The sequence below is a fragment of the Nonlabens sp. MIC269 genome, from assembly GCF_001430865.1.
In the GTDB taxonomy this organism is placed as follows: Bacteria; Bacteroidota; Bacteroidia; order Flavobacteriales; family Flavobacteriaceae; genus Nonlabens; species Nonlabens tegetincola.
This window is the reverse complement of sequence record NZ_CP011373.1, coordinates 2,443,597-2,465,770: the sequence shown is the minus strand read 5'-3', so window position 1 is coordinate 2,465,770 and position 22,174 is coordinate 2,443,597. Positions and strand designations below refer to the sequence as shown.

The window sequence follows — 22,174 nt, the reverse complement described above, 5'->3', positions numbered from 1 at the left end:
GAAAGCGTACTTATTACAACCTCAATTGCATTTCATAAAACTTGATAAAATAGCTATCCAAACTTCCTGTTAAAGGCTTTTTGAACGATTTTTTAAAAACTAAATTTGCACGAGAAACGATAAACAATGCAGAAAGAATCTATATTTTCCTTTATTCAAAAGGTATTGGTAAACATGCCTGAAGGATGGGTAAAAACTACTACACACCGATTAGACATATATAATGAAGCTCTTGCAAAAACCGAGTTTTTAATGCAGTTTGAACAACTGTTTGAAAAAGGAGATGCTTCAAGAAAATCATTAGAGGAATTACCTACAGCCTACGATTATATAAGGCTGGGACATCCTTTGTCTTGTGTGCTAGAATGGACTCTAGCAAAGATTAATGACGTTGATGCTCATCAAGTTATTTCCTTTTCCTCTCGTACAGCTCCTATACTAGCCGTATTACGTAAAAACTTACTAGAAAATAAAAACACAAGACTAGTATTTAATAAGGAATTGCCAGCATTCATTGACCTTGAAAAAATAAGAGAGGTTTATGGATATAATTTTGAAGCGATTAAAATAGAAAGCTTATCAGCATTAGACAATTACGCTGGTAGTACGGTTCATATAAAACAGGATGGCAACAACTTGTCTACAACTTTAGAATCTGCTGCTGATTTTACTATAACTACTCATGGAAGATTAGGTAGCATTATAAGTATAAACAATGATTCTAATAAACATTATATAGGAGATATTCAACACGTGCGCCGCAGAGAAACTATTGCTATGACGCCTGCTGATTCACTTAAAGTTTTAAAATCGTTAGTGAATAATTCTAATCTTTCAATTCCATCGATAGATACTGATGTCAAGAAAAAAGTTCTTAAAACAATACAAAAAGTTGCAGGAATAGATGAAGCACCTGTTGTAGGATCCAGTGGGCTTTCTATTCAGTATGCTATTATGATGGGATTAGTTGACCATGCAAATGAAAACCATCCTGGGAAACCCATAAAATTTGTTGTACCACCTAATTGTTACGGTGGTACCAATGATCAAGCTAGAAGAGTTGCAGCAACGCTGGACCATGTTGAAATTATGGATTTACCAGTAGATGGTGAAAACGACATGGTTAATAGTACCGAAAAAGTACTTGTTGAAATCGCTAAACAAGATGCTATTCCCTACATTATAGCAGAAATACCTACAAACCCTAGAGTTGAAGTTCCTGAACTTGATGCGCTCAAAAAAGTGTTATTACAGGAAAGAAAAACTCCAACAGGAAGTGTTGCTGTAGATCCGGTTTTTATTCTTGATCAAACTTTTTGCCCCAACATCCAGTTCATGAAAGCTGGAGAGCTCTTAGAAAATGTACGTAGTATTTCATATGCCAGTGGATCAAAATTTCCTAGCGGTGGAAAATGTACGGCTGGTTATTGTATAGGTAATCCCAATGCAAAATCTTTAATGCTTAAGGTAAGTGAGCATCTTAATTTATGCGACAACGAGGCTACTGACTTGCAATATGAATTACTGGCAGAACAGCTACCAGGAATGAATGATCGTATTAAAGGCGCTTATCTCAATACCAGAGAGTTTGTAAATTTTATAGAAGACACACTTCCTGAAGCAAAAATCAACTTTGTTTCTGAAGAATTAGCACAACGAGGATTTACACCTTCAGTATTTTCCTTAGATCTTCCTACACAAGGAAACACTCCTGAAGAACGTGAAAATTATAAACGTAATTTGAATCTTAAGTTGATTCACCTTATGATTAATAAAATACCGCATGAAAGTAAGTTTTGTGTAAGCTATGGACAATTAAAAGGTTGTTATTGGACAGTGCCAGCAACTTCAACCCAAGGAACAACTAAAGAAGAGGATAAAGACTATATCGTGCGAGCTTCCTTATCTGCAAGCATGGATCTAGAGCTGCACAAGCAAGTTTTTAAAGAATTTGTTACTACTCACATTCATTAAAATATACCGTTATTTTTAAACTGGACGCAACCAATTAAAAGGTTTTACATCTATTTTAAAAATAACGGTTATGAATAAACTACTTATACTATTTATCATCCCTTTGCTATTTTCTTGCCAAGAAGATGATGAGGTCCAGATAGAAACAGATGTAATTGGTGAATGGGAAATTGTGGCAAGATACGCTGATCCAGGAGATGGCAGCGGATCCTTTCAACCTACTACAGGTAAATTTCTCACCTTTAGCAACAACAATGTTCTATTTTGTAATCAAGGATTTTGCTTTGCATCACTCACACAAGCAACAACTACTGGTAGTTTTGATGATAGCAACAAAACCATAACTACATCAGACTGTGATGCTACTTATAGTTTTAACGGCATGTTTTTAGAAGTATCTTATTTATGTATTGAACCTTGTATTGAACGATATATAAGAGTCAATTAATCCTTACGGTACTTTTTTGTGTTTTCAAAAACGCAATCCAAAATACGTTGTTCTACATCGTTAAAACTCAATTTACGCCTTTTCATGACCACATCGGCAACCTCATAAGCTTTAGCAGGTTTGTAAGTCATTGTTCCTTGCGGTCCACCCCATGTGAATGATGGAATAAAATTACGTGGGTATCCTGCTCCATAAATATTAGCACTCACGCCTATCACCGTACCAGTATTAAACATGGTGTTAATACCACATTTACTGTGATCTCCCATCATTAAACCACAAAATTGCAAACCAGTTTTAGCAAATCTACCTGTATTATAATCCCATAATTTAACCTCGGCGTAATTGTTTTTAAGATTACTCGTGTTCGTGTCGGCACCTAGATTACACCATTCTCCAAGTACAGAATTACCCAGATAACCTTCATGACCTTTATTTGAATATCCAAGTAATACAGAATTACCAACTTCACCACCGATTTTACTATGAGGTCCTACAGTAGTCGGACCATATACTTTAGTTCCTAATTTTGTCGAGCTATTATCACATAATGCAAATCCACCTCGTATAATACTACCTTCCATAACCTCAGCATTTTTACCTATATAAATAGGACCATCTGTGGCATTAAGAATGCAGAATTGTAATTTGGCGCCTTCTTCAATAAAAATGTTTTCACTAGCTATTGTTTGAACTCCTTCAGGAATAGGTTGTGAGCTTCTATTTTGAGTTATTCTATTAAAGTCGGCTTTTAATTGATCACCATTTTTTGAAAAAATATCCCAAGTGTGATACAAGCCATCCACTTCTTCTGCATAAATCACTTGTTCTAATTCAATAGTAGGTATTGAAATAGTTGAAGATCGGTAAGCAATAATCTCATCATTTGCGACCAGTTTTTGATTAGGTTTTAGTGATTGTATAGCTTCAATTAATGGTTGTGAGGCAAAAATGTGTCCTGCAATTACCGTGTTATCATCCTTTTCAACAAGAGGATATTTTTCTTGCAAATAATCCTGTGTATAATAACTAACAGAGCTTTTTAAATACGCTTCCCATTTTTCTTGTAAGGTTTGTATACCACATCTAAGTAACGATGTAGGTCGAGTATATGTAAATGGTAATAAGGATAAATGCTGATTAAAGTCGGCAAGGATGTAATTCATAGTGATCAATTATTATTCAAAGGTCGGCAAAAGATTTTGTAATCTCATATCAAAATAGCCCTTCTTCGTTTGATTTTTAAAACTACATTCATCGATACCTTGCTACTGTATTGTTTTAAAAGTAGTAAGAACTTGCCAATTGAAACGAGTGATTTTAAACGCTTACATAAAGTTTACAACCAATACGTAACTGTAGAAAAACATTGCGTAAAACAGTGCATAAAAAAACTGCCCTGATTGTAACAGGGCAGTTGAATCAAAAACAAAATCTATATCGAGAAACTAAGCATTAAAATACTTACTATTCCATATAGCAACATTAAAATTCTTACCAGTAGCAAAGGAATAATACAAGACTATACTAGCCACTGATTTGAATGTAAAAAAGAATATTAAAAGGTATTCTACAGATGTAGTATCATTACTAAAAAGACCGTTTGGAATCATGTAAGCCAGTAAACCACTTACTACCAATGTAGTCAATATTAAGTTTTCAAAACTCTTTACACACCAAGCCCATGCTTTTCTAAATGGATTTAAGTCATTTCCCCATTTATGAATAAGGTAAAAGTATCCATTACCGATAGGTGCAAAAAGTAAAGGATCATCCTTATCTTCTAACTTGAAAAGTTTTGAAGGAGCGACAATTTTAAAACCGCTCATCGTCATTTGATGGTCTTTTTCTAATTGCTTGATTTCATTAAGAGCTTCTTGAGGAATCTCGTTTTTAAAATACTTTGTATCTAAAAAACGTAATCTATAATCCACACAAATCTTTCTAATTTGGTCAACGTGATAAATTCGATCAGCATCTAATAAATCAATATCAAATTGATTGCGTGGTGTAGGTTTTTGAGGACTCTTCATCCTTGCTATAATAGCATCTTCTCGTTTATTGTCTTCAGCTAGAATAGCATAAACTTCTTTTAAAACATCTTCGCTAGTGGTTGCTTTATTTCTTACCTTGCGTAATTGATCCTCAATGTTAGTTCTACTAAGCATACTCTTTTAATTCTTAAAATTAGAATTGAAGTTTCAATTTAAAACAAAACTCCTTCACAACCATAGTCGCAAAGGAGTTAAAAACTTTACTTAAAAAAACAAATCTTATCTAAGAACTGCTCCAGTTTGTTTTTCAAGTGATTGCTGTATCTTATTCATTACCTTGTCGATTTGCTTATCAGTTAAGGTTTTATTCTCATCTAATAATGAGAAACTAAGGGCATATGATTTTTTGCCAGCTGGAAGATTTTTACCTTGATATACATCAAATAATTTAACCTCCTTAAGCAATTTACGTTCTGCGTTTAAAGCAACCGTTTGTAATTCTTTAAAGCTTACTTCATCATTAACTAATAATGCAAAGTCACGTTGCACGACAGGGAATTTTGGTATCGATGTTATCGGTTTATTTTCTGTTTGAACTAATTTAATAATCTCGTCCCAGTAAATATTTGCGTAATGCACCGTTTGATCAATGCCAAACTCTCTGGTGAACTTCTTGCTTATCACACCTAGATCAGCAATTTTAGCTCCGCTATTAAGTGAAATACCTTCACCCAGAAATTCCAGTTTAGTAGCTTTTTCATTTAAAGTGGTAATTCCCAATCGATTTAAAACCGCCGTAACAGCACCTTTCAAATAGAAAAAGTCTGCTGGTTGATCTCCACCTATCCATGAATTTGAATGTACGTTACCCGTAGTGAATAGGGTTAAATGTTGTTGTTCTGTAAATTGACCACTAGAATATTGGTGATAGGACTTTCCAAATTCAAATAATTTAAGGTCTTCTTGTCTTCTATTGATATTGTATGCAATAGCCTCTAATCCTCCATAAATAAGACTTTGACGCATTACCGCTAGATCACTACTTAATGGATTCAACATGCGTACCTCGTTATCAGCCGAAATTTGTTCACCTAAATGATGATATTTTTCAGCAGTAAGAGAATTTGCCATCATTTCATAAAATCCTAACCCAACTAATTGCTGTGCTGCAATATTTTGAATACGGTTGTTTTCTTTTCTTGAAGTGGTTGCGATAGTAGCATTAAGTTTAGTCCCTACTTCGATGCGATCATAACCATAAACGCGCAGTATTTCTTCTATTACATCGGCAGGACGAGTTACATCATTACGATAAGCAGGAACTGTGAGTCCAATACCAGCATCGGTTGCGTGATTAACGTTAATCTCCAACGAACTTAATATTGTAGTAATTTCCTCGCGTGGAATTTCTTGACCTATTAAATTATTTATTTGTTCAAAAGTCACGTACACCTCATGATCTTCTAGTTTTACAGGGTAATGATCTACTATATCACTACTTACGTGTCCACCAGCACATTCTTCAATAAGAGTAACCGCTCTTTTAAGAGCATATTCCGTAATATTAGGATCTATACCACGCTCAAATCTAAAGCTAGCATCGGTATTAAACCCGTGACGTTTGGCAGTTTTACGCACGCTTACAGGATCAAAGTAAGCACTCTCTAAAAATATACTGGTTGTACCTTCTGTTACGCCGCTGTTTTCTCCACCGTAAACTCCTGCAATGCATAAGGGTTTTTGATCATCACAAATCATAAGGTCTTCCTCGTGTAATTTGTGTTCCACTCCATCTAGAGTAATAAATGGCGTGTCCTTTTCGACTGTTTTGACAATTATTTTATTACCTGTAATTTTATTGGCATCAAAGGCATGTAACGGCTGCCCTAACTCATGCATTACATAGTTGGTAATATCTACAATGTTATTTTTAGGTGCTAGACCTATAGCCTTTAATCTATTTTTCAACCACTCTGGTGATTCTTTTACCTGTAAGCCCGTTAAAGTCACTCCGCAATATCTTGGTGCTTTTTCAGGGTTTTCAACTTCTACATCGATACGTAATGTGCGATCATCAACATGAAAACTACTTACCGATGGTGTAATAAACTCGGTAAGTTCACCAGTTTCTACTGCAAGACCAGCTCTCAAATCTCGAGCTACACCCATGTGTGACATGGCATCTGCGCGATTAGGAGTAAGTCCAATCTCAATCACATGATCTTGCTCAATTTTATAAATCTCGCTCAATGGAGTTCCTACTTCACAAGAATCATCTAGGACTAAGATCCCATCGTGAGATTCTCCCAATCCTAATTCATCCTCGGCACATATCATTCCGTGACTTTCCTCGCCACGTATTTTACCTTTTTTTATCTTCCACGCTTCACCTTTATCATCGTAAAGTACCGTTCCTATTGTGGCAACAGGAACCTTTTGACCGGCTTCTACATTGGGCGCTCCACAAACTATCTGTACCGTCTTTTCACCTAGATTGACAGTGGTAATTTTTAATTTATCGGCATTTGGGTGCTTTTCACAAGTTTCTACATGACCTACAACCACGCCTTGTAATCCACCTTTTACACTTTCAAATTTCTCAACGCCTTCAACCTCAAGCCCCAGTGAAGTCAATAGGGCTGTATGTTTATCAATGTCGTGAGGTATGTTTATAAATTGTTTAATCCAGTTGTAGGATACTCTCATGTCCTTTGTTTTTTTGGGTCGGTAAAGATAATGCTATGGTCGCTTTCGCGAAAGCGTAACCACCACAATCCACAACAACTATTTTATATATCTTTATCCTAAAAGAAATACGTGAAAAATTTAGTGGTTTTAACTGGAGCTGGAGTAAGTGCAGAAAGTGGTATTTCAACCTTTAGAGATGCTGGTGGTTTGTGGGAAGGACATGATATTATGGAAGTAGCTTCACCACAAGGCTGGGAACGCAATCCCGAGCTGGTACTCGACTTTTACAATAAACGTAGAGCTCAATTAAAAACGGTTGAACCTAATGAAGCCCATCATATTATCGCAGGGCTAGAACGCAATTTTCAAGTAACTGTAATCACCCAAAATGTAGATGATTTACATGAACGAGCTGGCAGTAATAGCGTTTTACATTTACATGGAGAATTACGCAAAGTACGCAGTACGGTAAATCCAGATGATATCGCACACCATGAGGATGATTTACATCTAGGTGATTGTTGTGCAGCTGGTCATCAATTAAGGCCACATATTGTATGGTTTGGCGAGGATGTTCCTGCCATGAGTAAGGCCATTGACATCACCAGTAAAGCCGACTTGTTTTTAGTAGTTGGAACTTCATTACAAGTATATCCGGCTGCTGGTTTGATAGATTACACTCCTATTAATTGCCAGCATTTTTTAGTAGATCCTAATCCTGCGCTCTCCTCAAAAAATGGCCTTACGGTAATAGAAGATGTTGCAAGTACTGGAATGAGAAAAATCGAAGAATTATTGTTCTTACATCATGATAAAAAAGATTGATCTCGAGACTGAATTAAACGCATTAAAAGCGTACAAAAAAGAGCGTGTGCGTATAGGAACACTGGTTGTAAAAGAAAATGGTATACCAGAGCTTATCTCATTGTGCGCAGTTGACAGTAAAGTTAGTCATCAGGCATGCTGGTGCCTAGAACAGTCTTTTTTATTGTTCCCAGATGCTACTATGAAGCACATTGATGCGATTGCAAACTTATATAACCAAGAGCTCAACTCGTCGGCTATGAGGTCTTTATCAAAAATAGCCTCAGTAATAACTAAAAAGTATTATTCTAAAAGGTCACATCCATTTCAAAAACAACTAACAAAAGAGCATCGTGAACATTTTGTTACGGGTTGTTTCTATACTTTGATAACGCATACTGATTGCACAGCAAATATGGCAATGGCCACAAACAGCTTGTATGAGTTAGGTAAGGAGTTTGAATGGATTTATCCTGAATTAGTTCCCACTATTGAGAGACTGCTTACTCAAACAAAAACTAAGGGATATCGTGCTAGTGCTGCCAAAGTATTAGATGCTATAAACACCTAATACTCTCGGAAATTTAGCGTACTTTTGCGTGCTTTAAAGACAGAAATTATGCCTACTGCTTTACAAGCTATCTCTCCTGTAGATGGTCGTTATCGATCAAAAGTTGAACCACTAGCCGATTACTTCTCAGAATATGCTCTTATTAAATATAGAGTTCTAGTTGAAGTAGAATATTTTATCGCTTTAAGCGAAAGCGGAATACCTCAACTACAGCCGCTTGATGAAGCGACACAAGAGGAACTTAAAAATCTATATCGCAACTTTACTGAAGAAAACGCTCAAGAAGTAAAAGACATTGAAAAGGTTACTAACCACGATGTCAAAGCAGTGGAATATTTCTTGAAAAAGGCGTTTGATCGATTAGGTCTAAGCGATGTAAAAGAATTTATACATTTTGGTCTTACTTCACAAGATGTAAATAATACAGCCATTCCATTATCCATTAAAGATGCTGTTGAGAATGCTTACTTACCTATATTAGACGAGGTTAAGGATAAATTAAATAATTTATCTATTGAGTGGAAAGATATTCCAATGCTAGCAAGGACTCATGGACAACCTGCCTCGCCTACAAGATTAGGTAAAGAATTTTATGTGTACGTAGTTCGTTTAGAAGAACAACTCAACATGCTAGAGCATGTGCAGCACGCGGCAAAATTTGGTGGTGCTACTGGAAATTACAATGCTCATCACATTGCTTATCCAAACATTGATTGGCAAAAATTTGGTGAAGACTTTGTAGAAAATCGATTAGGATTGAAACACAGTTTTCCGACTACACAAATAGAGCATTACGATCATATGGCCTCACTTTTTGATACCTTAAAAAGAATTAATACCATTTTAATAGATCTGGATCGTGATATCTGGACCTACATTTCTATGGATTATTTTAAGCAAAAGATTAAAAAAGGTGAAGTAGGTTCAAGTGCCATGCCTCATAAAGTAAACCCTATTGATTTCGAAAATTCTGAAGGAAATCTAGGAATTGCTAATGCACTTTTTGAACATTTGAGTGCAAAACTTCCAGTATCTAGACTACAGAGAGATTTAACAGACTCTACAGTTTTAAGAAACGTAGGAATGCCACTAGCCCATACTTTAATTGCTTTTCAGGCAACATTAAAAGGTTTAGGTAAATTATTATTGAACGAGCAGGCGATAGCACAAGATCTTGAAAACAATTGGGCTGTAGTAGCTGAAGCTATTCAAACCATTTTAAGAAGAGAAGCCTATCCTAATCCGTATGAAGCACTAAAAGAACTTACTAGAACCAATGAAAAAATAACTGGTAAGAGTATTGCGCAATTTATTGACACGCTTAATGTAGATGAATCTGTTAAGGAAGAGATGAGAGGAATATCGCCATCCTCGTATACCGGTATTTAACTAGTAACATATAAAATCACATATTATTAAACCATCTCATCTTGAGATGGTTTTTTTGTGAAAATTTCTCATTAAAGTTTTACAATGTTGGAATATAAATACCATTGGTACTTTAATAATTAAAATCACCCTACCTATTTTTAAGTTAATTTATTACAAAATAAGTTAATAGTTTTTCAATTGATTAGATTTTAATAATGTTATCAATATTGGGATAGTAATTTAGAATTGAATCAAAAACAAAAACTATGTCAATTTTAACTATCATCTTAAACATTTTTATCCCACCATTAGGAGTAGGGCTAGCCAAAGGTTTTGGCAAAGATTTTCTTATCAACCTGATACTAACTCTAATATTTTTTATCCCAGGAGTTATACACGCGTTTATTGTAACAAGTAGATAATCTTTATTAAGAAAACAGAAATTAATAATCACATTAAATCAAAAAAAATCATGAAAAAATATATTATACCATTTTTTATAAGTGCATCCATATTAACTAGTTGCGATGTAAAAAAGACAGAAAAAGGAAGTTTACCCGAAGTAGATGTTGATGTTGAAGCTGAAGCAGGAAATTTACCAGAATATGAAGTAAACTGGGCAGATGTTGATCTAACGACAGAAACTAGAATGGTAGAGGTTCCTAAAGTGGTCGTAGTAATGGAAGAAGAAGAAGTTGAAGTTCCCGTTATTGACGTAGAAATGCCTGGTGAAGATAAGAATGAGCGTACCTTGCTTGTAGAGGCAGAGGTATCTGATTATGATCATGAATTAGAAATTGAAGAGGTACGTGCTGCCAATAAAAAATTATATGTTATTGCGTCTCTAGAAAAAACAGAAACTAGTTTAGACGGGAAGACTATAAGAAAACAAGATCAAATAGACCTCAATGCTCCAGCTATGGATGTGGAATACATAATTATTGGAGATCGTCCAGACAGAGTATTTAATAAGAATAATACATACGTAGCAAGTAAAGCAAATCTTAACGATGCTATTAAGAATGCTACTGTAATTTATTCAGAATAAAGACAGTTAAAATCAGTATGAAAAACGCGCCTTATTAGGGCGCGTTTTTTTCTTCTACAATTTTTACAACAATATTAGGAATATGTTGTTTAAAGAACATTTTAAGCTTCAATAATGACTCCTTTTCAAAATCAAAAAAATATAAATAATCTACTCTATTTTCTATGGAAGTAACAGCTACAAATTTCTCAGACAATCTTATTTCTTTGAAATTAATAATAGTATCAAAGTACTCAATATCATTTTTCCTAAAAATAAGTTGATTCTCATTTATCGCAACTATAGCTTGCTCCTCAATTTGAATTTTATAACTAGCGATAACTAAAACGATTAAGATTACAATAAGATAAAAAATATTATTTTCAAGCCAATCATCGACTCCAAATTCAATTATATCCTTAAATAAAACAATATAAAGAGAGACACAAAGCAAGAATAGTAACCATCCAAATTTTGAGAAATGGTTTACTTTTTTTTCGGGTTCTTTAAAGCCAGCTTTATCTGTATTTACTTTATTTGGTTTGACTATGGTTTGAAAAACCAGAATAAATATTGCAGAAATCAGTAAGTAATAAGGTCCATAAACCTCGTAGTGTTTGTTGTACAAGATTTGAATTAATAAAATCAAGTATGCTGTATAATGTAAAACCCTTAACCAGATATTTTGACGCCTTCTTTTTAAGAAGTATCGTTGATCAAATACGCTATCTATCTGCTGTAAAAAACGAGCTATCACTATCTTACATGCTTCAGCGTTCTTATAAAGCCGTTAGAATCCTCAATACGTGTAACATAAATCCCTGAAACTAGATCGGTTTTTATCTCATAAGTACTACCTACTAGAACCTTTTCATCTGCAATCAATTTACCAGTAAGGTCATAAGTCGATAATCGGTAAGTATCTGGTCTAGAAAAATAAAAGGTATCCTCCACTACCCTAACATCAAATTGAGCCATATTTGGACTCTGTTCACTAAGAGTACTTGGTTGCCATCCATAGTCTGACCCTTTCAAATCAGGACTTTGTCTAGATAAATCGGTAGTTATAATTAAAAAATACCAATCATTTACTTGTGTTCCAGTTGGAATTGTTGTCAAATTTAAATTAGGCTCCTCTTGATAAATGCGGTTTGCAATATCAATTTGTGCCACATAAGCGCCTGCAGTAGCGTCATAATTAAATACGACAAAGGTAGACGTGTCACTGAAGTCATCATGATAATCCCAAGTACTAGGAACGCCATCAGTTTCTAATCCAGTATAGAGAAGCAAGTTAGGATCTCCCATAGGGTCAAATAAAGAATAATCGCCTTGAGCTCCATAAGTTATAGTTATTGTACCACTATTTATATCAGCTGGGTTTGGATTCAATTGAATTTGACCGTGAGCAGTAATACTTAGTATGATGAAAAAGAAAAGTAATTTTAGCCTCATAAAAATCTTTTAATGATCTCTAAAAATAAAAAAAACCTAATTGTGAGACAACTAAGTTTTTTATTTAAGCTATAATAAAACCTTCTTGAAGATATTATTTCATTTTATCACCTTTAGCTAAATTCATAACTATGGCAACCATAGCTATACAAACCAGCACAAAGACTCCAATAATTACAGCTCCATAAGTCCAATTCACAAGTGGTAGCATATACATATTCATAGTAAAATATAATAAAATTAATGACATTTATATTGAGAGCTTACCTGCTCTACAGTTACATTTTCTGATGGTGAAACATAGGGTATATCTAACCCTAGACCTCTTAATACAAACAAAGCTCCAATCACAACAACAACCACAGGGATCATTTTAATTACCCGTTTTTTAACCTGTCCAGTTAAAAAATTTCCTAGATAAATAGCAGTAGTCATCATAGGAATTGTTCCTAGACCAAACATCAACATATAGATTCCACTTGCGCTCACACTGTTCATAGCAACAGAAGCAAATACGGCCATGTAAACTAAGCCACATGGTAAAAACCCATTAAGAAAACCCATCATAAAAAAGTTTTCATAACCTCTTTTTTTAAGCTGTTGGGATAAACTAGATTTCACCTTACCAATAAGTAAATAAACTGGTTTTGTTATAGAAAATCTCTTTAAAAATTTAGAAGGTAATACCACAGTAGCGATCATTATTATTCCTACACCAATAGAAATGTATTGCTGAAATCCGAATAAATGAGCACCACGTCCTATATACCCAAGCATCATTCCTATCGTAGCATATGTGAACAATCTACCACTGTGATAACTGACTAATTGTCCCCACCTTACAGTACGGCTTTTTCTATCCAATGGTAGTAAAAAAGCTATTGGACCACACATACCTACACAGTGAAAACTCCCTAATAGACCCAGTATGAAAGCAGTATATATCATTAATACAAAATAGATTCTTTATACAGATAATCATTACCTTTAGTAGTCCATTCAATAGTAATGTTCCAACGACCGTCCACCAGCTTGTTATCAGGTATGAGCAAGTGAGAACCAGATAATTTCAAATCAAATTGAGTATCTAGTTTTTGGTTGGACGGTCTATATAGGAACACTGTGCCAGAACTATTAATCTCGTTTATTTCTTCAGGAAACTCTATTAACCAACCTTCCTTAGTTCGCTTTCCATTAATTTTTTTAGATAAACTTTCAAGACGCTTTTCCTGATCAATTTCATCTTGATATGCCATCTCCTTTGCATAGTAATTTTCAGTTACAAGATCGTGATCATAATCACTATCAGTAAGCATGGTTATTACCATAAACATGATAAAAGCAATAAATCCTATCATTCCTAGAACAATACCGGTTCCCCAATTCCATTTCATATTTTATAGTTTTTAACTCTTATATTATTTGTGCATGCCAGCTACCCTACTTTAGGTAGCTGTCGGGCTATATGTTACAATTCCTCGCTATTAGTTATTGTATAACTATAGCTGCGGGATTTTCACTACTATCCCTCATGCGTTTTAATTAAAACTTCTAGGTCCCAAAAAGGTAGTTGTTGTAGTTTCAATTAAATGTGAACCACTGTAAATACCTATTTCAACTTTATCTTTTTCTTCTTTAAGTAAGTTTGAGTCAATTTCAATAAACAATGTCCCTTCTGCGAGCTCTTGCGCTGGTACATTAACCTCATCATTTACCACTTTTATAAAACCGTCATGCGATAATAACTTAAAGCTAACATCCTCAATATTTTGAGTGGTTTTATTCACTAATTTGTAGGTAAAAACATTACTTATATTACTGCCTTCTTTATGCTCATACAATTGACCAGGTAGACGTAGGATTCTAGCCTCAATATCATTACGTAAAAACAACATACCTACTAGCACCGCAATTAATACACCTAACACCACACTATAACCTTTAAGCCTAGGAGTAAATTCAAATTTTGTTTTTTTCTCTATATTTTCCTCACTTGCATAGCGTATGAGACCTTTAGGTAATCCCACATTTTCCATCATGCTATCACAGGCATCAATACATGCGGTACAATTGACACATTCCAGCTGTGTACCATTTCTTATATCGATACCAGTCGGACAAACATGAACACACTGTGCACAATCAATACAATCTCCTTTACCACTGGCTTCACGATTTTCTGATTTTTTAAACTTTGCACGCCCTTTTTCTTTTTCACCTCGCTTATAGTCATAAGCTACCACTATAGATTTATTATCCAATAAAACTCCTTGTAATCTACCGTAAGGACACGCAATAACACATACTTGCTCTCTAAACCAAGCAAAGACAAAGTAAAAAACTGCTGTAAAAATTAATAACGAAATAAATGTGCTTAGGTGGTACTTGGGTCCATCAATCACATACTTAAGTAATTGATCACTACCTATCAAATAAGCTAAAAAAACATTAGCTATTAAGAACGAAATAATAAAAAAGACAACCCATTTAATGACTCTTTTCTTAATTTTTTCGGCATTCCATGGAGCTTTTTTCAGTCTAATTTGCTTACCACGATCACCTTCAATCCAATATTCAATCCTTCTAAATACCATTTCCATAAAAATGGTTTGTGGACATATCCAACCGCAAAAAATACGACCATAGGCTACAGTGAAAAACACCACAAATAGAACACCTATAAGCATACTTATGACTACAAGGTGAAAATCTTGAGGCCAGAATGGTTGACCAAAAATATTAAACCTTCGTTCAAGAACATTTATCATGATAAACTGATTACCATTTATCTTGATAAAAGGAGAAATAAATAATACCGTAAGCAGAAAATAGCTTACAACCTTACGCCAATTGTAATACCTACCAGAAGGTTTTTTAGGAAATATCCATGCGCGTTTCCCATCTTGGGTAACGGTGCTTATACTGTCTCTATAAACTTCAGCTTCTGGCGATTTCATACTATTTATTTTATTCGTAATAACTAGGATACTTTTGAGTTAGGGATTGAGACGTCATCCTCTTGTGGTAGCAAGAGATATAGTCGAAAGCCCGACCCAAAGTCCCAAGGACTTTGGGAAACTTCCTAATTAAATTTTGAATTAGTTACTACACTATTTTGTAAACTATCGGTTACTGTCGTTTTGGCTGGATTTTCAATTATCATTTTATCAGGAGCATCAGGATTGTTCCATATTTCTCCTTGAGGTTCTTTAGGTTCGGCTGGTGTGGTTCCCTCAAACTGCATGACATAACTGGCTACTTGAGCAATTTGTGCTGGCTTAAGTTCAGTCTTCCATGGTACCATTCCTTTGCCACTACGACCACCTTCTGAAATGGTATTGAAAATATTTTTTATGCCACCGCCAAGTATCCAATAGGAATCTGTTAAATTGGGGCCTATTCCACCACCACCATCAACCTTATGACATGCAGCACAGTTTTGATTAAAAATTTCCTTACCAGCATTTAAATCACTTGCGTCGGTCAATAATGTAACTGTGTTTACATCTACTAGATCTTTAGCCGTTTTTTTCCATTCTTCTACTTGTGCTCGAGCAATTTCCATTTCAGTTTCAAATTCTGATGCTTGGTTATACTCATTAAATACATGGAATCGCGCCAGGTAAACTATACCAAAAATGATAGTTGCATAAAACATGTAAAGCCACCATGGCGGTAAGTTGTTATCTAATTCTTGTATACCGTCGTAATTATGATCGAGTACAATCTCGTGCTCGCTTTCAATAGGTTTGCTATCTAGAGATTTTTTATACACTCTTTTTATTCTAGCAAATTGATTTTCCTTACGTGTTTTTTCGGCAAGGTCATAGCGCTCTTTTGCTTCTTTATCAAGGGTGTTGTATAGGACCGCTTTTAAAGTTGAAATACTGGCCTCACCGGCGATCATAAGTATTATCAAAAGTGCAACCAGCGGCCAAAACCACACTTTTTCAAATGCTGAAAACGGTTGGTCTGGTGAAGCTACAAACATGAGCAAGCCTGATGCAACGACTGCAAAAACACCAACTCTTATATAGGATGATAAGGTTCTCATTGTTTATTAATATTTGTAGTTAAAGAATCATCTAAGGGTATGTTACTCACCTCTTCAATGTGTTGCTTTTTTGCTGTTGCTACCCAAAAGAAGAGTGCTACAAAAAAGACGAAGAATATGAGTAAGGAGATCATGGGATAAATACTTACTCCATCAATCTGTTCTAAATTTTGTTTTACAAACTTGAGCATGACTTATTAATTTGATGCAGTTTGCGCTGCGTTACTTATAACTTTTATATCGGTACCTAATCGCTGTAAATAAGCAATAAGAGCGGTTATCTCGCGATCTTTAATTTCTACAAACTCCTCACCTTGTTGTTGCTTTCTAGTTTTATCTGCCTGGTAAGTTTTTAAGAAATCTGGATCTTCAGATAGGTTGCTTTGTATTTGACTACCTTGTTCGTCCATCCATTCTTGAGCTCGATCTACATCATCCTGCGTATAGGGAACACCTAGTGAAATCATGGCTTCCATTTTAGCCTCGGTATTTGATTTATCAAGTTTTGATGTGATTAACCATTTATAAGCTGGCATTATGGAACCATCTGATGTACTTTGAGGATCATACATGTGATTAAAGTGCCAATTATCGTTGTATTTTCCTCCTATCCTAAGCAAATCAGGACCTGTACGTTTACTACCCCAAAGGAATGGGTGATCATATACAAATTCACCAGCCTTAGCATACTCTCCATATCGTTCAACTTCACTACGGAAAGGACGTACCATTTGAGAGTGACAATTATTACAACCTTCTCGTATGTATATATCACGACCTTCTAGCTCAAGAGGTGTATATGGTTTTACACTTGAGATAGTTGGAACATAATCATCAACCAGTAAGGAAGGTATAATTTGGACTGCACCACCAATTAAAATTGCTATTGTAGCGTATATAGTTAATTTGACTGGTCTTCTTTCTAACCATGTGTGATATCCTTCTTTGGCAGTTCTACTAGAGGTTACAGCAGGTAGAGCCGCAGCTTCTGCAAGTTCATCGGTTACTTTTTTACCAGAACGAGCTGTCATAATCACATTATAGACTCCTACTAACGCACCTACTATATATAAACTTCCTCCTATAGCACGCATCCAGTACATAGGCATAATTTCATTTACAGTCTCTAGGAAATTACCGTAAACTAAGGTACCGTCTGGATTAAATTGTTTCCACATAAAAGCCTGCACAAATCCAGCTACATACATGGGTAATGCGTAAAGCATGATTCCTAATGTACCTATCCAAAAATGAACATTTGCTAATTTATTAGACCACAATTTTGTTTTGAACAGTTTAGGCACTAGCCAATATATCATACCGAAGGTTAGGAAACCGTTCCAGGCCAAAGCTCCTACGTGAACGTGAGCTACAATCCAATCGGTAAAATGGGCAATAGCATTTACGTTTTTAAGCGATAACATAGGTCCTTCAAATGTGGCCATACCATATCCTGTGATAGCTACCACCATAAACTTAAGTACTGGACTAGTGCGCACTTTATCCCACGCACCGCGTAACGTAAGCAGTCCGTTTATCATTCCACCCCATGATGGAGCGATCAACATTACTGAAAAAGCTACTCCTAAATTTTGTGCCCAATCTGGTAGTGCAGAATATAACAGATGGTGAGGACCAGCCCATATGTAGATGAAAATCAAAGACCAAAAGTGGACTATGGACAACCTGTATGAATACACTGGTCTATTGGCTGCTTTAGGAACAAAATAATACATAAGTCCTAAGAAAGGTGTAGTCAAGAAAAAAGCAACTGCGTTATGACCATACCACCATTGAACTAGCGCATCCTGAACACCTGCATAGGCTGAATAACTCTTTAAAAAGGTTACAGGCAACTCCATGCTATTAACAATATGAAGTACCGCAACAGTAACAAATGTTGCTAGATAAAACCAAATAGCTACATACAAATGTCGTTGCCTTCTTTTAAGTATAGTTCCTATAAGATTTGCTCCAAAAGCTACCCACACAATTGCAATTGCAATATCTATAGGCCATTCCAGCTCGGCATATTCCTTGGAACTTGTATAACCTAATGGTAGGGTTATAGCCGCTGCAACAATAATAAGTTGCCATCCCCAAAAATTGAAATTACTTAAAAAATCACTCCACATACGAGCCTTTAGCAGTCGTTGGGTAGAGTAATAAACACCTGCATAAATTGCATTACCTACAAATGCAAATATCACTGCATTGGTGTGAAGAGGCCTTAAACGACCAAAGCTTAGCCATGAAATACCGTCGGTTACATTAGGAAAAATGAACATGAATGCGAGTAATAACCCTACACTCATACCTACGACACCCCAAACTAGAGTTGCGACTATAAATTTGCGTACAATCTTGTTATCGTAGTAAAATTGTTGCAGTTCCATACTTGAATTAATTAGTGGTTTTAAAAATTACATTTTAGTCTTGAAGCACATCTTCATCATCAAACAACATGCGAACTGATGGTGTGTACGTGTCGTCATATTGACCACTGCGTACAGAGATCACAAAGGCTATAAAAAATCCTATAGCAACAACCACGCTTATGGCTAGTAATAAATAAATGATGTTCATACCTGACTTATTTTATACGGTAAAATTAGATCTAGATGCCACCTTGAAATGGTGACTTTTGTCACTTAATACCTATCTTTTTTTGTTGTTTTAAACAAATGCATACATGGCTATAAGTTGAGTTTCATAGCGCAGTTTGGTCCAATGGTTTAACATTGCGACATCTTCCTGGAGTAGCAATGAGTTTTTTATTTGAAGTAATTCTTGTTGCAGCAAAAAATATTGGGAAGACAGTTGATCCAATTCAGGAACAAGGTCTGACTTCTCCCGAGAAACATAACACTGTGTTCTAAGTGCCTGTATCTTAGATTCGAGTATCGATAATTGGTTATTCATAATTTAATTATGGTTTGATTTTATTTGAAGCGGAATAAGAAAACAAGGTGGTAAATACCACAATGCTTATGGAACTCAAAGGCATTAAAATAGCAGCAATAACTGGTTTCAAATGACCAGTTACAGCAAAACCTAAGCCTATAAGATTATAGAGTAATGAAAAGATAAAAGCGTATGAAATAATAGATCTTGCCTTCTTAGCTAGTTGTAAATACTGAGGTAAAAAATGAAATTGTGAAGCATCGATGATACCATCACATGCAGGAGAAAAAACATTTACATTTTCAGATATGGCGATACCTACATCACTTTGTTTAAGAGCTCCTGCATCATTTAAACCATCTCCTATCATCATTACTTTGCTATCATTATTTTGTAATTCTTTTACAAATCGCATTTTATCATCAGGCCTTTGATTAAATAAAAAGCGAGTACTTTCTGGAAGCATTTTTTTCAAAGCCTGTAATTCACCTTCATTATCACCAGATAAGACCACAATTTGATATGATTTCTCAAGTTCTTTTAAAGTTTGAGCCATTCCAGGGCGATATTCTGTTTGAAAAATGTAGCATCCTTTATAAGAATAATCTGTTGCTATATGAACTGCCGTCTCTTTACTGGCACTTACATCAATTGAATTTGAAGAATCGATACCAACATATCGCGCCGATCCTATTTTAATAGTTTGAGATGCAATAGAACCAGTAATTCCTTGTCCTACATGTTCTTGAAAAGTGTCTAACGTTTTAATGTTATTCTCCTGTAAAATTTTATATAAGGATCTACTCAAGGGATGGTTTGATGCCTTAAGAGTACTGGACAATAATTGTTTTTCCATATCATCCAGAGCAATTCCCTCATAATGAACTGTATTTTTAGAAGCGCTGGTTAAAGTACCCGTTTTGTCAAAGATTATGGTATCTAACTCAGACATCTTTTCTATAACATGACTGTTTTTAAGATATAGCTTTACCTTACCATAAAATCTTAATACATTGCCCAATGTAAAAGGAGCAGCAAGTGCAATGGCACAAGGACAAGCTACTATAAGCACCGCTGTAAAAACATTAAGCGCCAAACTACTGTCGTAAAACAACCAGAATAAAGCAGCAATGATCGCTACACTTAAAATACCAATTGTAAATCTTTTACTTATTCGGTCGGTAATAGATTGTAATCGTGTACTATCCTCTTCTTTAAAAATTTCGTTGGACCATAATTGAGTCAAATAAGATTGCTCGACTCCTTTAATCACCTCTAGCTCAAGCAAGCCAGATTCCTGCCTACCACCTGCATAAATTTTATCTCCTGATTGTTTAGGCACTGGCTGTGCCTCGCCAGTTACAAAACTATAATCTATAAGAGCCTTTCCCTTTATCAGAATAGCATCCACAGGGATAAGTTCCCCATTCCTAATCAGAATTCTATCACCAGGTTGTAATTCATAAACTGGCGTTTGCACCTCGCAATCAAGGTTACTCTTGTTAGGTTGATTTATTGTGTTGTTGATCTCGCTTTCGCGAAAGCGTAATTCTTCACTTTCCCGAGGTTTTACAATCTTTGTAACACCAATAGGGAAATAGCTTTTGTAATCACGTTCAAACGAAAGATAGGCATAGGTTTTTTGTTGAAAAAATTTACCCAACAAAAGAAAAAAGACGAGTCCTGCAAGACTATCCAGAAAGCCCGTACCCCAATCCATTATAATTTCTATAAGTGACCTTAAGAAAAGTACACTTATCCCTATCGCGATAGGCACGTCTATATTTAAAATCCTTGATTTTACACCTTTAAAGGCCGAAATGAAGTAGTCTACACCACTATAAAACACTACAGGTATTGAAAAAGCAAGCATTAACCATCTAAATACATGTTTAAATTGATCTAGCCAGTATTCATTTACTTCAAAATACTCTGGAAAGGACAAGAACATTATATTGCCAAATGCAAATCCAGCTACACCTAATTTATAAATCAGACTGCGGTCTTTTACTTTTTTTGACTTTTTTGAATCTTCAAGAGAAATGTAAGGTTCATATCCTAGATTAGATAATAGTATAACCAAAGATTTTAAATTAAGTTTCTCTCGTTGATAAACTATTCTTACTGTTTTTTCAGGAAAATTAACCTGAGATTGTGTAACAGCTGGGTTGATTTTATGCAAATGTTCCAGTACCCAAATGCAACTACTGCAATGCATAGAAGGGATAAGGAGCTGTACAATTTGTGTATCTTGTTCATTAAACTCTAAAATGGAATTAACAATATCCTGATTTTCTAAAAAATCAAATTTTCCTTCAAAATCTCTCGGACTCACTCCTGGATGTTGTTCAAGATCGTAGTAATAGGATAAATTGTTTTCATTCAAAATATCATAAACCGTCTTACAACCATGACAACAAAATACCTTGTGATCATGTTCAATAGCACCCGTAATACACGGATCACCACAGTGGAAACATTTTTCCATTTATCTAGTTCTTAAAATTGCTCATACCTGTGACAAAGGTGGGCACAAGACAAGCAATAAAACGGTGACTTTTGTCACCCTAGAACAATAAATTATGAAATGATTAGTAATTAAAAAACTGTATTTCAGTATTTTAAAATAAAAATTCTATGAAAATTAATGCACTATTTTGGGTTTATTTGGTGACGGCAGTATTAGTAATACTCACCATTTCTAGTCAACTAGGTACTATGTTTAAATGGATTTTTACAGGTACCTTAATTGGTCAACTATTATTACTTACTATGGTATATAAAATTTTGACCGATGATTATGAGACTGATAAAACTTTTGAGGATTTCTATGAAGATCGCCCAGACTTGGGTAAATAAAAACTATTATTTACTGTTTTGTTGT

At 35.0% G+C, this 22,174-nt stretch carries 21 protein-coding genes; 8 read left to right on the top strand and 13 right to left on the bottom strand.

Going from position 1 to position 22,174, the window contains the following annotated elements; genetic code table 11:
* The first annotated feature begins 126 nt into the window (after positions 1-126).
* Positions 127-1,974 (top strand): hypothetical protein, encoded by a 1,848-nt coding sequence (locus AAT17_RS11150; protein WP_060524394.1) that lies wholly within the window; start codon positions 127-129, stop codon positions 1,972-1,974.
* A 70-nt stretch (positions 1,975-2,044) separates the two neighbouring features.
* Positions 2,045-2,422 carry a hypothetical protein gene (locus AAT17_RS11145; protein ID WP_060524392.1) on the top strand — a complete coding sequence of 126 codons (378 nt, stop codon included), beginning with the start codon at positions 2,045-2,047 and terminating at the stop codon, positions 2,420-2,422.
* On the opposite strand, the gene AAT17_RS11140 is transcribed toward AAT17_RS11145, so the two are convergent.
* The 3 genes from AAT17_RS11140 to pheT form a co-directional block, all read right to left on the bottom strand.
* Complete coding sequence (locus tag AAT17_RS11140; RefSeq protein WP_060524390.1) at positions 2,419-3,588, bottom strand: GlmU family protein; 1,170 nt, start codon at positions 3,586-3,588, stop codon at positions 2,419-2,421. The two genes, AAT17_RS11145 and AAT17_RS11140, sit on opposite strands and share 4 nt — an antisense overlap.
* A gap of 282 nt (positions 3,589-3,870) precedes the next feature.
* Positions 3,871-4,590: a hypothetical protein gene (locus tag AAT17_RS11135; protein ID WP_042277862.1), complete on the bottom strand. Its 720-nt coding sequence runs from the start codon at positions 4,588-4,590 to the stop codon at positions 3,871-3,873.
* 105 nt (positions 4,591-4,695) lie between these two features.
* Entirely contained in the window at positions 4,696-7,122 is a 2,427-nt protein-coding gene (gene pheT / locus AAT17_RS11130) for a phenylalanine--tRNA ligase subunit beta (RefSeq protein ID WP_060524388.1), read from the bottom strand.
* Positions 7,123-7,233: 111 nt separating this feature from the next.
* Here pheT and AAT17_RS11125 point away from each other — a divergent pair, with 111 nt between their 5' ends.
* The 5 genes from AAT17_RS11125 (at position 7,234) to AAT17_RS11105 (ending at position 10,898) form a co-directional block, all read left to right on the top strand.
* Positions 7,234-7,929 carry an NAD-dependent deacylase gene (locus tag AAT17_RS11125; RefSeq protein ID WP_060524387.1) on the top strand — a complete coding sequence of 232 codons (696 nt, stop codon included), beginning with the start codon at positions 7,234-7,236 and terminating at the stop codon, positions 7,927-7,929.
* Positions 7,913-8,479 (top strand): hypothetical protein, encoded by a 567-nt coding sequence (locus AAT17_RS11120; protein ID WP_042277857.1) that lies wholly within the window; start codon positions 7,913-7,915, stop codon positions 8,477-8,479. Before AAT17_RS11125 ends, AAT17_RS11120 begins: the two co-directional genes overlap by 17 nt.
* A 45-nt stretch (positions 8,480-8,524) precedes the next feature.
* Positions 8,525-9,868, top strand: coding sequence for an adenylosuccinate lyase (gene purB / locus AAT17_RS11115; protein WP_157539301.1), 1,344 nt, complete (start codon positions 8,525-8,527; stop codon positions 9,866-9,868).
* A gap of 248 nt (positions 9,869-10,116) precedes the next feature.
* A complete protein-coding gene (locus tag AAT17_RS13220; protein WP_082586957.1) occupies positions 10,117-10,272 on the top strand; it encodes a YqaE/Pmp3 family membrane protein in 156 nt (51 codons plus the stop codon).
* Between the two features lie 50 nt (positions 10,273-10,322).
* Positions 10,323-10,898 (top strand): hypothetical protein, encoded by a 576-nt coding sequence (locus AAT17_RS11105; protein ID WP_060524381.1) that lies wholly within the window; start codon positions 10,323-10,325, stop codon positions 10,896-10,898.
* Positions 10,899-10,932: 34 nt separating this feature from the next.
* On the opposite strand, the gene AAT17_RS11100 is transcribed toward AAT17_RS11105, so the two are convergent.
* From AAT17_RS11100 to AAT17_RS11055, 10 genes are all read right to left on the bottom strand, one after another.
* Complete coding sequence (locus AAT17_RS11100) at positions 10,933-11,526, bottom strand: hypothetical protein (protein WP_157539268.1); 594 nt, start codon at positions 11,524-11,526, stop codon at positions 10,933-10,935.
* Positions 11,527-11,633: 107 nt separating this feature from the next.
* Positions 11,634-12,332 carry a hypothetical protein gene (locus AAT17_RS11095; RefSeq protein WP_060524377.1) on the bottom strand — a complete coding sequence of 233 codons (699 nt, stop codon included), beginning with the start codon at positions 12,330-12,332 and terminating at the stop codon, positions 11,634-11,636.
* A gap of 240 nt (positions 12,333-12,572) precedes the next feature.
* Entirely contained in the window at positions 12,573-13,280 is a 708-nt protein-coding gene (locus AAT17_RS11090; RefSeq protein ID WP_060524375.1) for a sulfite exporter TauE/SafE family protein, read from the bottom strand.
* Positions 13,280-13,726 (bottom strand): FixH family protein, encoded by a 447-nt coding sequence (locus tag AAT17_RS11085; RefSeq protein ID WP_060524373.1) that lies wholly within the window; start codon positions 13,724-13,726, stop codon positions 13,280-13,282. Before AAT17_RS11085 ends, AAT17_RS11090 begins: the two co-directional genes overlap by 1 nt.
* A gap of 144 nt (positions 13,727-13,870) precedes the next feature.
* On the bottom strand, positions 13,871-15,289 hold the full coding sequence (ccoG, locus tag AAT17_RS11080; RefSeq protein WP_060524371.1) for a cytochrome c oxidase accessory protein CcoG: 1,419 nt from the start codon (positions 15,287-15,289) through the stop codon (positions 13,871-13,873).
* A 125-nt stretch (positions 15,290-15,414) separates the two neighbouring features.
* Positions 15,415-16,386, bottom strand: a complete 972-nt coding sequence (locus tag AAT17_RS11075) for a cbb3-type cytochrome c oxidase N-terminal domain-containing protein (protein ID WP_060524370.1) — start codon at positions 16,384-16,386, stop codon at positions 15,415-15,417.
* Positions 16,383-16,577, bottom strand: a complete 195-nt coding sequence (locus AAT17_RS11070; protein WP_042277839.1) for a CcoQ/FixQ family Cbb3-type cytochrome c oxidase assembly chaperone — start codon at positions 16,575-16,577, stop codon at positions 16,383-16,385. Before AAT17_RS11070 ends, AAT17_RS11075 begins: the two co-directional genes overlap by 4 nt.
* Before the next feature lie 6 nt (positions 16,578-16,583).
* Entirely contained in the window at positions 16,584-18,782 is a 2,199-nt protein-coding gene (ccoN, locus tag AAT17_RS11065; protein ID WP_060524368.1) for a cytochrome-c oxidase, cbb3-type subunit I, read from the bottom strand.
* A gap of 34 nt (positions 18,783-18,816) precedes the next feature.
* Positions 18,817-18,972, bottom strand: coding sequence for a cbb3-type cytochrome oxidase assembly protein CcoS (gene ccoS, locus AAT17_RS13215; RefSeq protein WP_082586956.1), 156 nt, complete (start codon positions 18,970-18,972; stop codon positions 18,817-18,819).
* A 343-nt stretch (positions 18,973-19,315) separates the two neighbouring features.
* A complete protein-coding gene (locus tag AAT17_RS11055) occupies positions 19,316-21,778 on the bottom strand; it encodes a heavy metal translocating P-type ATPase metal-binding domain-containing protein (protein WP_060524364.1) in 2,463 nt (820 codons plus the stop codon).
* A 149-nt stretch (positions 21,779-21,927) separates the two neighbouring features.
* Here AAT17_RS11055 and AAT17_RS11050 point away from each other — a divergent pair, with 149 nt between their 5' ends.
* A complete protein-coding gene (locus AAT17_RS11050; protein ID WP_060524362.1) occupies positions 21,928-22,149 on the top strand; it encodes a hypothetical protein in 222 nt (73 codons plus the stop codon).
* Positions 22,150-22,174: the final 25 nt, after the last annotated feature.

Bases quoted from the DNA above. Each gene is read 5' to 3' on its own strand.
- AAT17_RS11150 (WP_060524394.1), top strand. From the start codon at position 127: ATGCAGAAAGAATCTATATTTTCCTTTATTCAAAAGGTATTGGTAAAC.
- AAT17_RS11145 (WP_060524392.1), top strand. From the start codon at position 2,045: ATGAATAAACTACTTATACTATTTATCATCCCTTTGCTATTTTCTTGC.
- AAT17_RS11140 (WP_060524390.1), bottom strand. From the start codon at position 3,588: ATGAATTACATCCTTGCCGACTTTAATCAGCATTTATCCTTATTACCA.
- AAT17_RS11135 (WP_042277862.1), bottom strand. From the start codon at position 4,590: ATGCTTAGTAGAACTAACATTGAGGATCAATTACGCAAGGTAAGAAAT.
- pheT (WP_060524388.1), bottom strand. From the start codon at position 7,122: ATGAGAGTATCCTACAACTGGATTAAACAATTTATAAACATACCTCAC.
- AAT17_RS11120 (WP_042277857.1), top strand. From the start codon at position 7,913: ATGATAAAAAAGATTGATCTCGAGACTGAATTAAACGCATTAAAAGCG.
- AAT17_RS13220 (WP_082586957.1), top strand. From the start codon at position 10,117: ATGTCAATTTTAACTATCATCTTAAACATTTTTATCCCACCATTAGGA.
- AAT17_RS11105 (WP_060524381.1), top strand. From the start codon at position 10,323: ATGAAAAAATATATTATACCATTTTTTATAAGTGCATCCATATTAACT.
- AAT17_RS11095 (WP_060524377.1), bottom strand. From the start codon at position 12,332: ATGAGGCTAAAATTACTTTTCTTTTTCATCATACTAAGTATTACTGCT.
- AAT17_RS11090 (WP_060524375.1), bottom strand. From the start codon at position 13,280: ATGATATATACTGCTTTCATACTGGGTCTATTAGGGAGTTTTCACTGT.
- AAT17_RS11085 (WP_060524373.1), bottom strand. From the start codon at position 13,726: ATGAAATGGAATTGGGGAACCGGTATTGTTCTAGGAATGATAGGATTT.
- ccoG (WP_060524371.1), bottom strand. From the start codon at position 15,289: ATGAAATCGCCAGAAGCTGAAGTTTATAGAGACAGTATAAGCACCGTT.
- AAT17_RS11075 (WP_060524370.1), bottom strand. From the start codon at position 16,386: ATGAGAACCTTATCATCCTATATAAGAGTTGGTGTTTTTGCAGTCGTT.
- AAT17_RS11070 (WP_042277839.1), bottom strand. From the start codon at position 16,577: ATGCTCAAGTTTGTAAAACAAAATTTAGAACAGATTGATGGAGTAAGT.
- ccoN (WP_060524368.1), bottom strand. From the start codon at position 18,782: ATGGAACTGCAACAATTTTACTACGATAACAAGATTGTACGCAAATTT.
- ccoS (WP_082586956.1), bottom strand. From the start codon at position 18,972: ATGAACATCATTTATTTATTACTAGCCATAAGCGTGGTTGTTGCTATA.
- AAT17_RS11055 (WP_060524364.1), bottom strand. From the start codon at position 21,778: ATGGAAAAATGTTTCCACTGTGGTGATCCGTGTATTACGGGTGCTATT.
- AAT17_RS11050 (WP_060524362.1), top strand. From the start codon at position 21,928: ATGAAAATTAATGCACTATTTTGGGTTTATTTGGTGACGGCAGTATTA.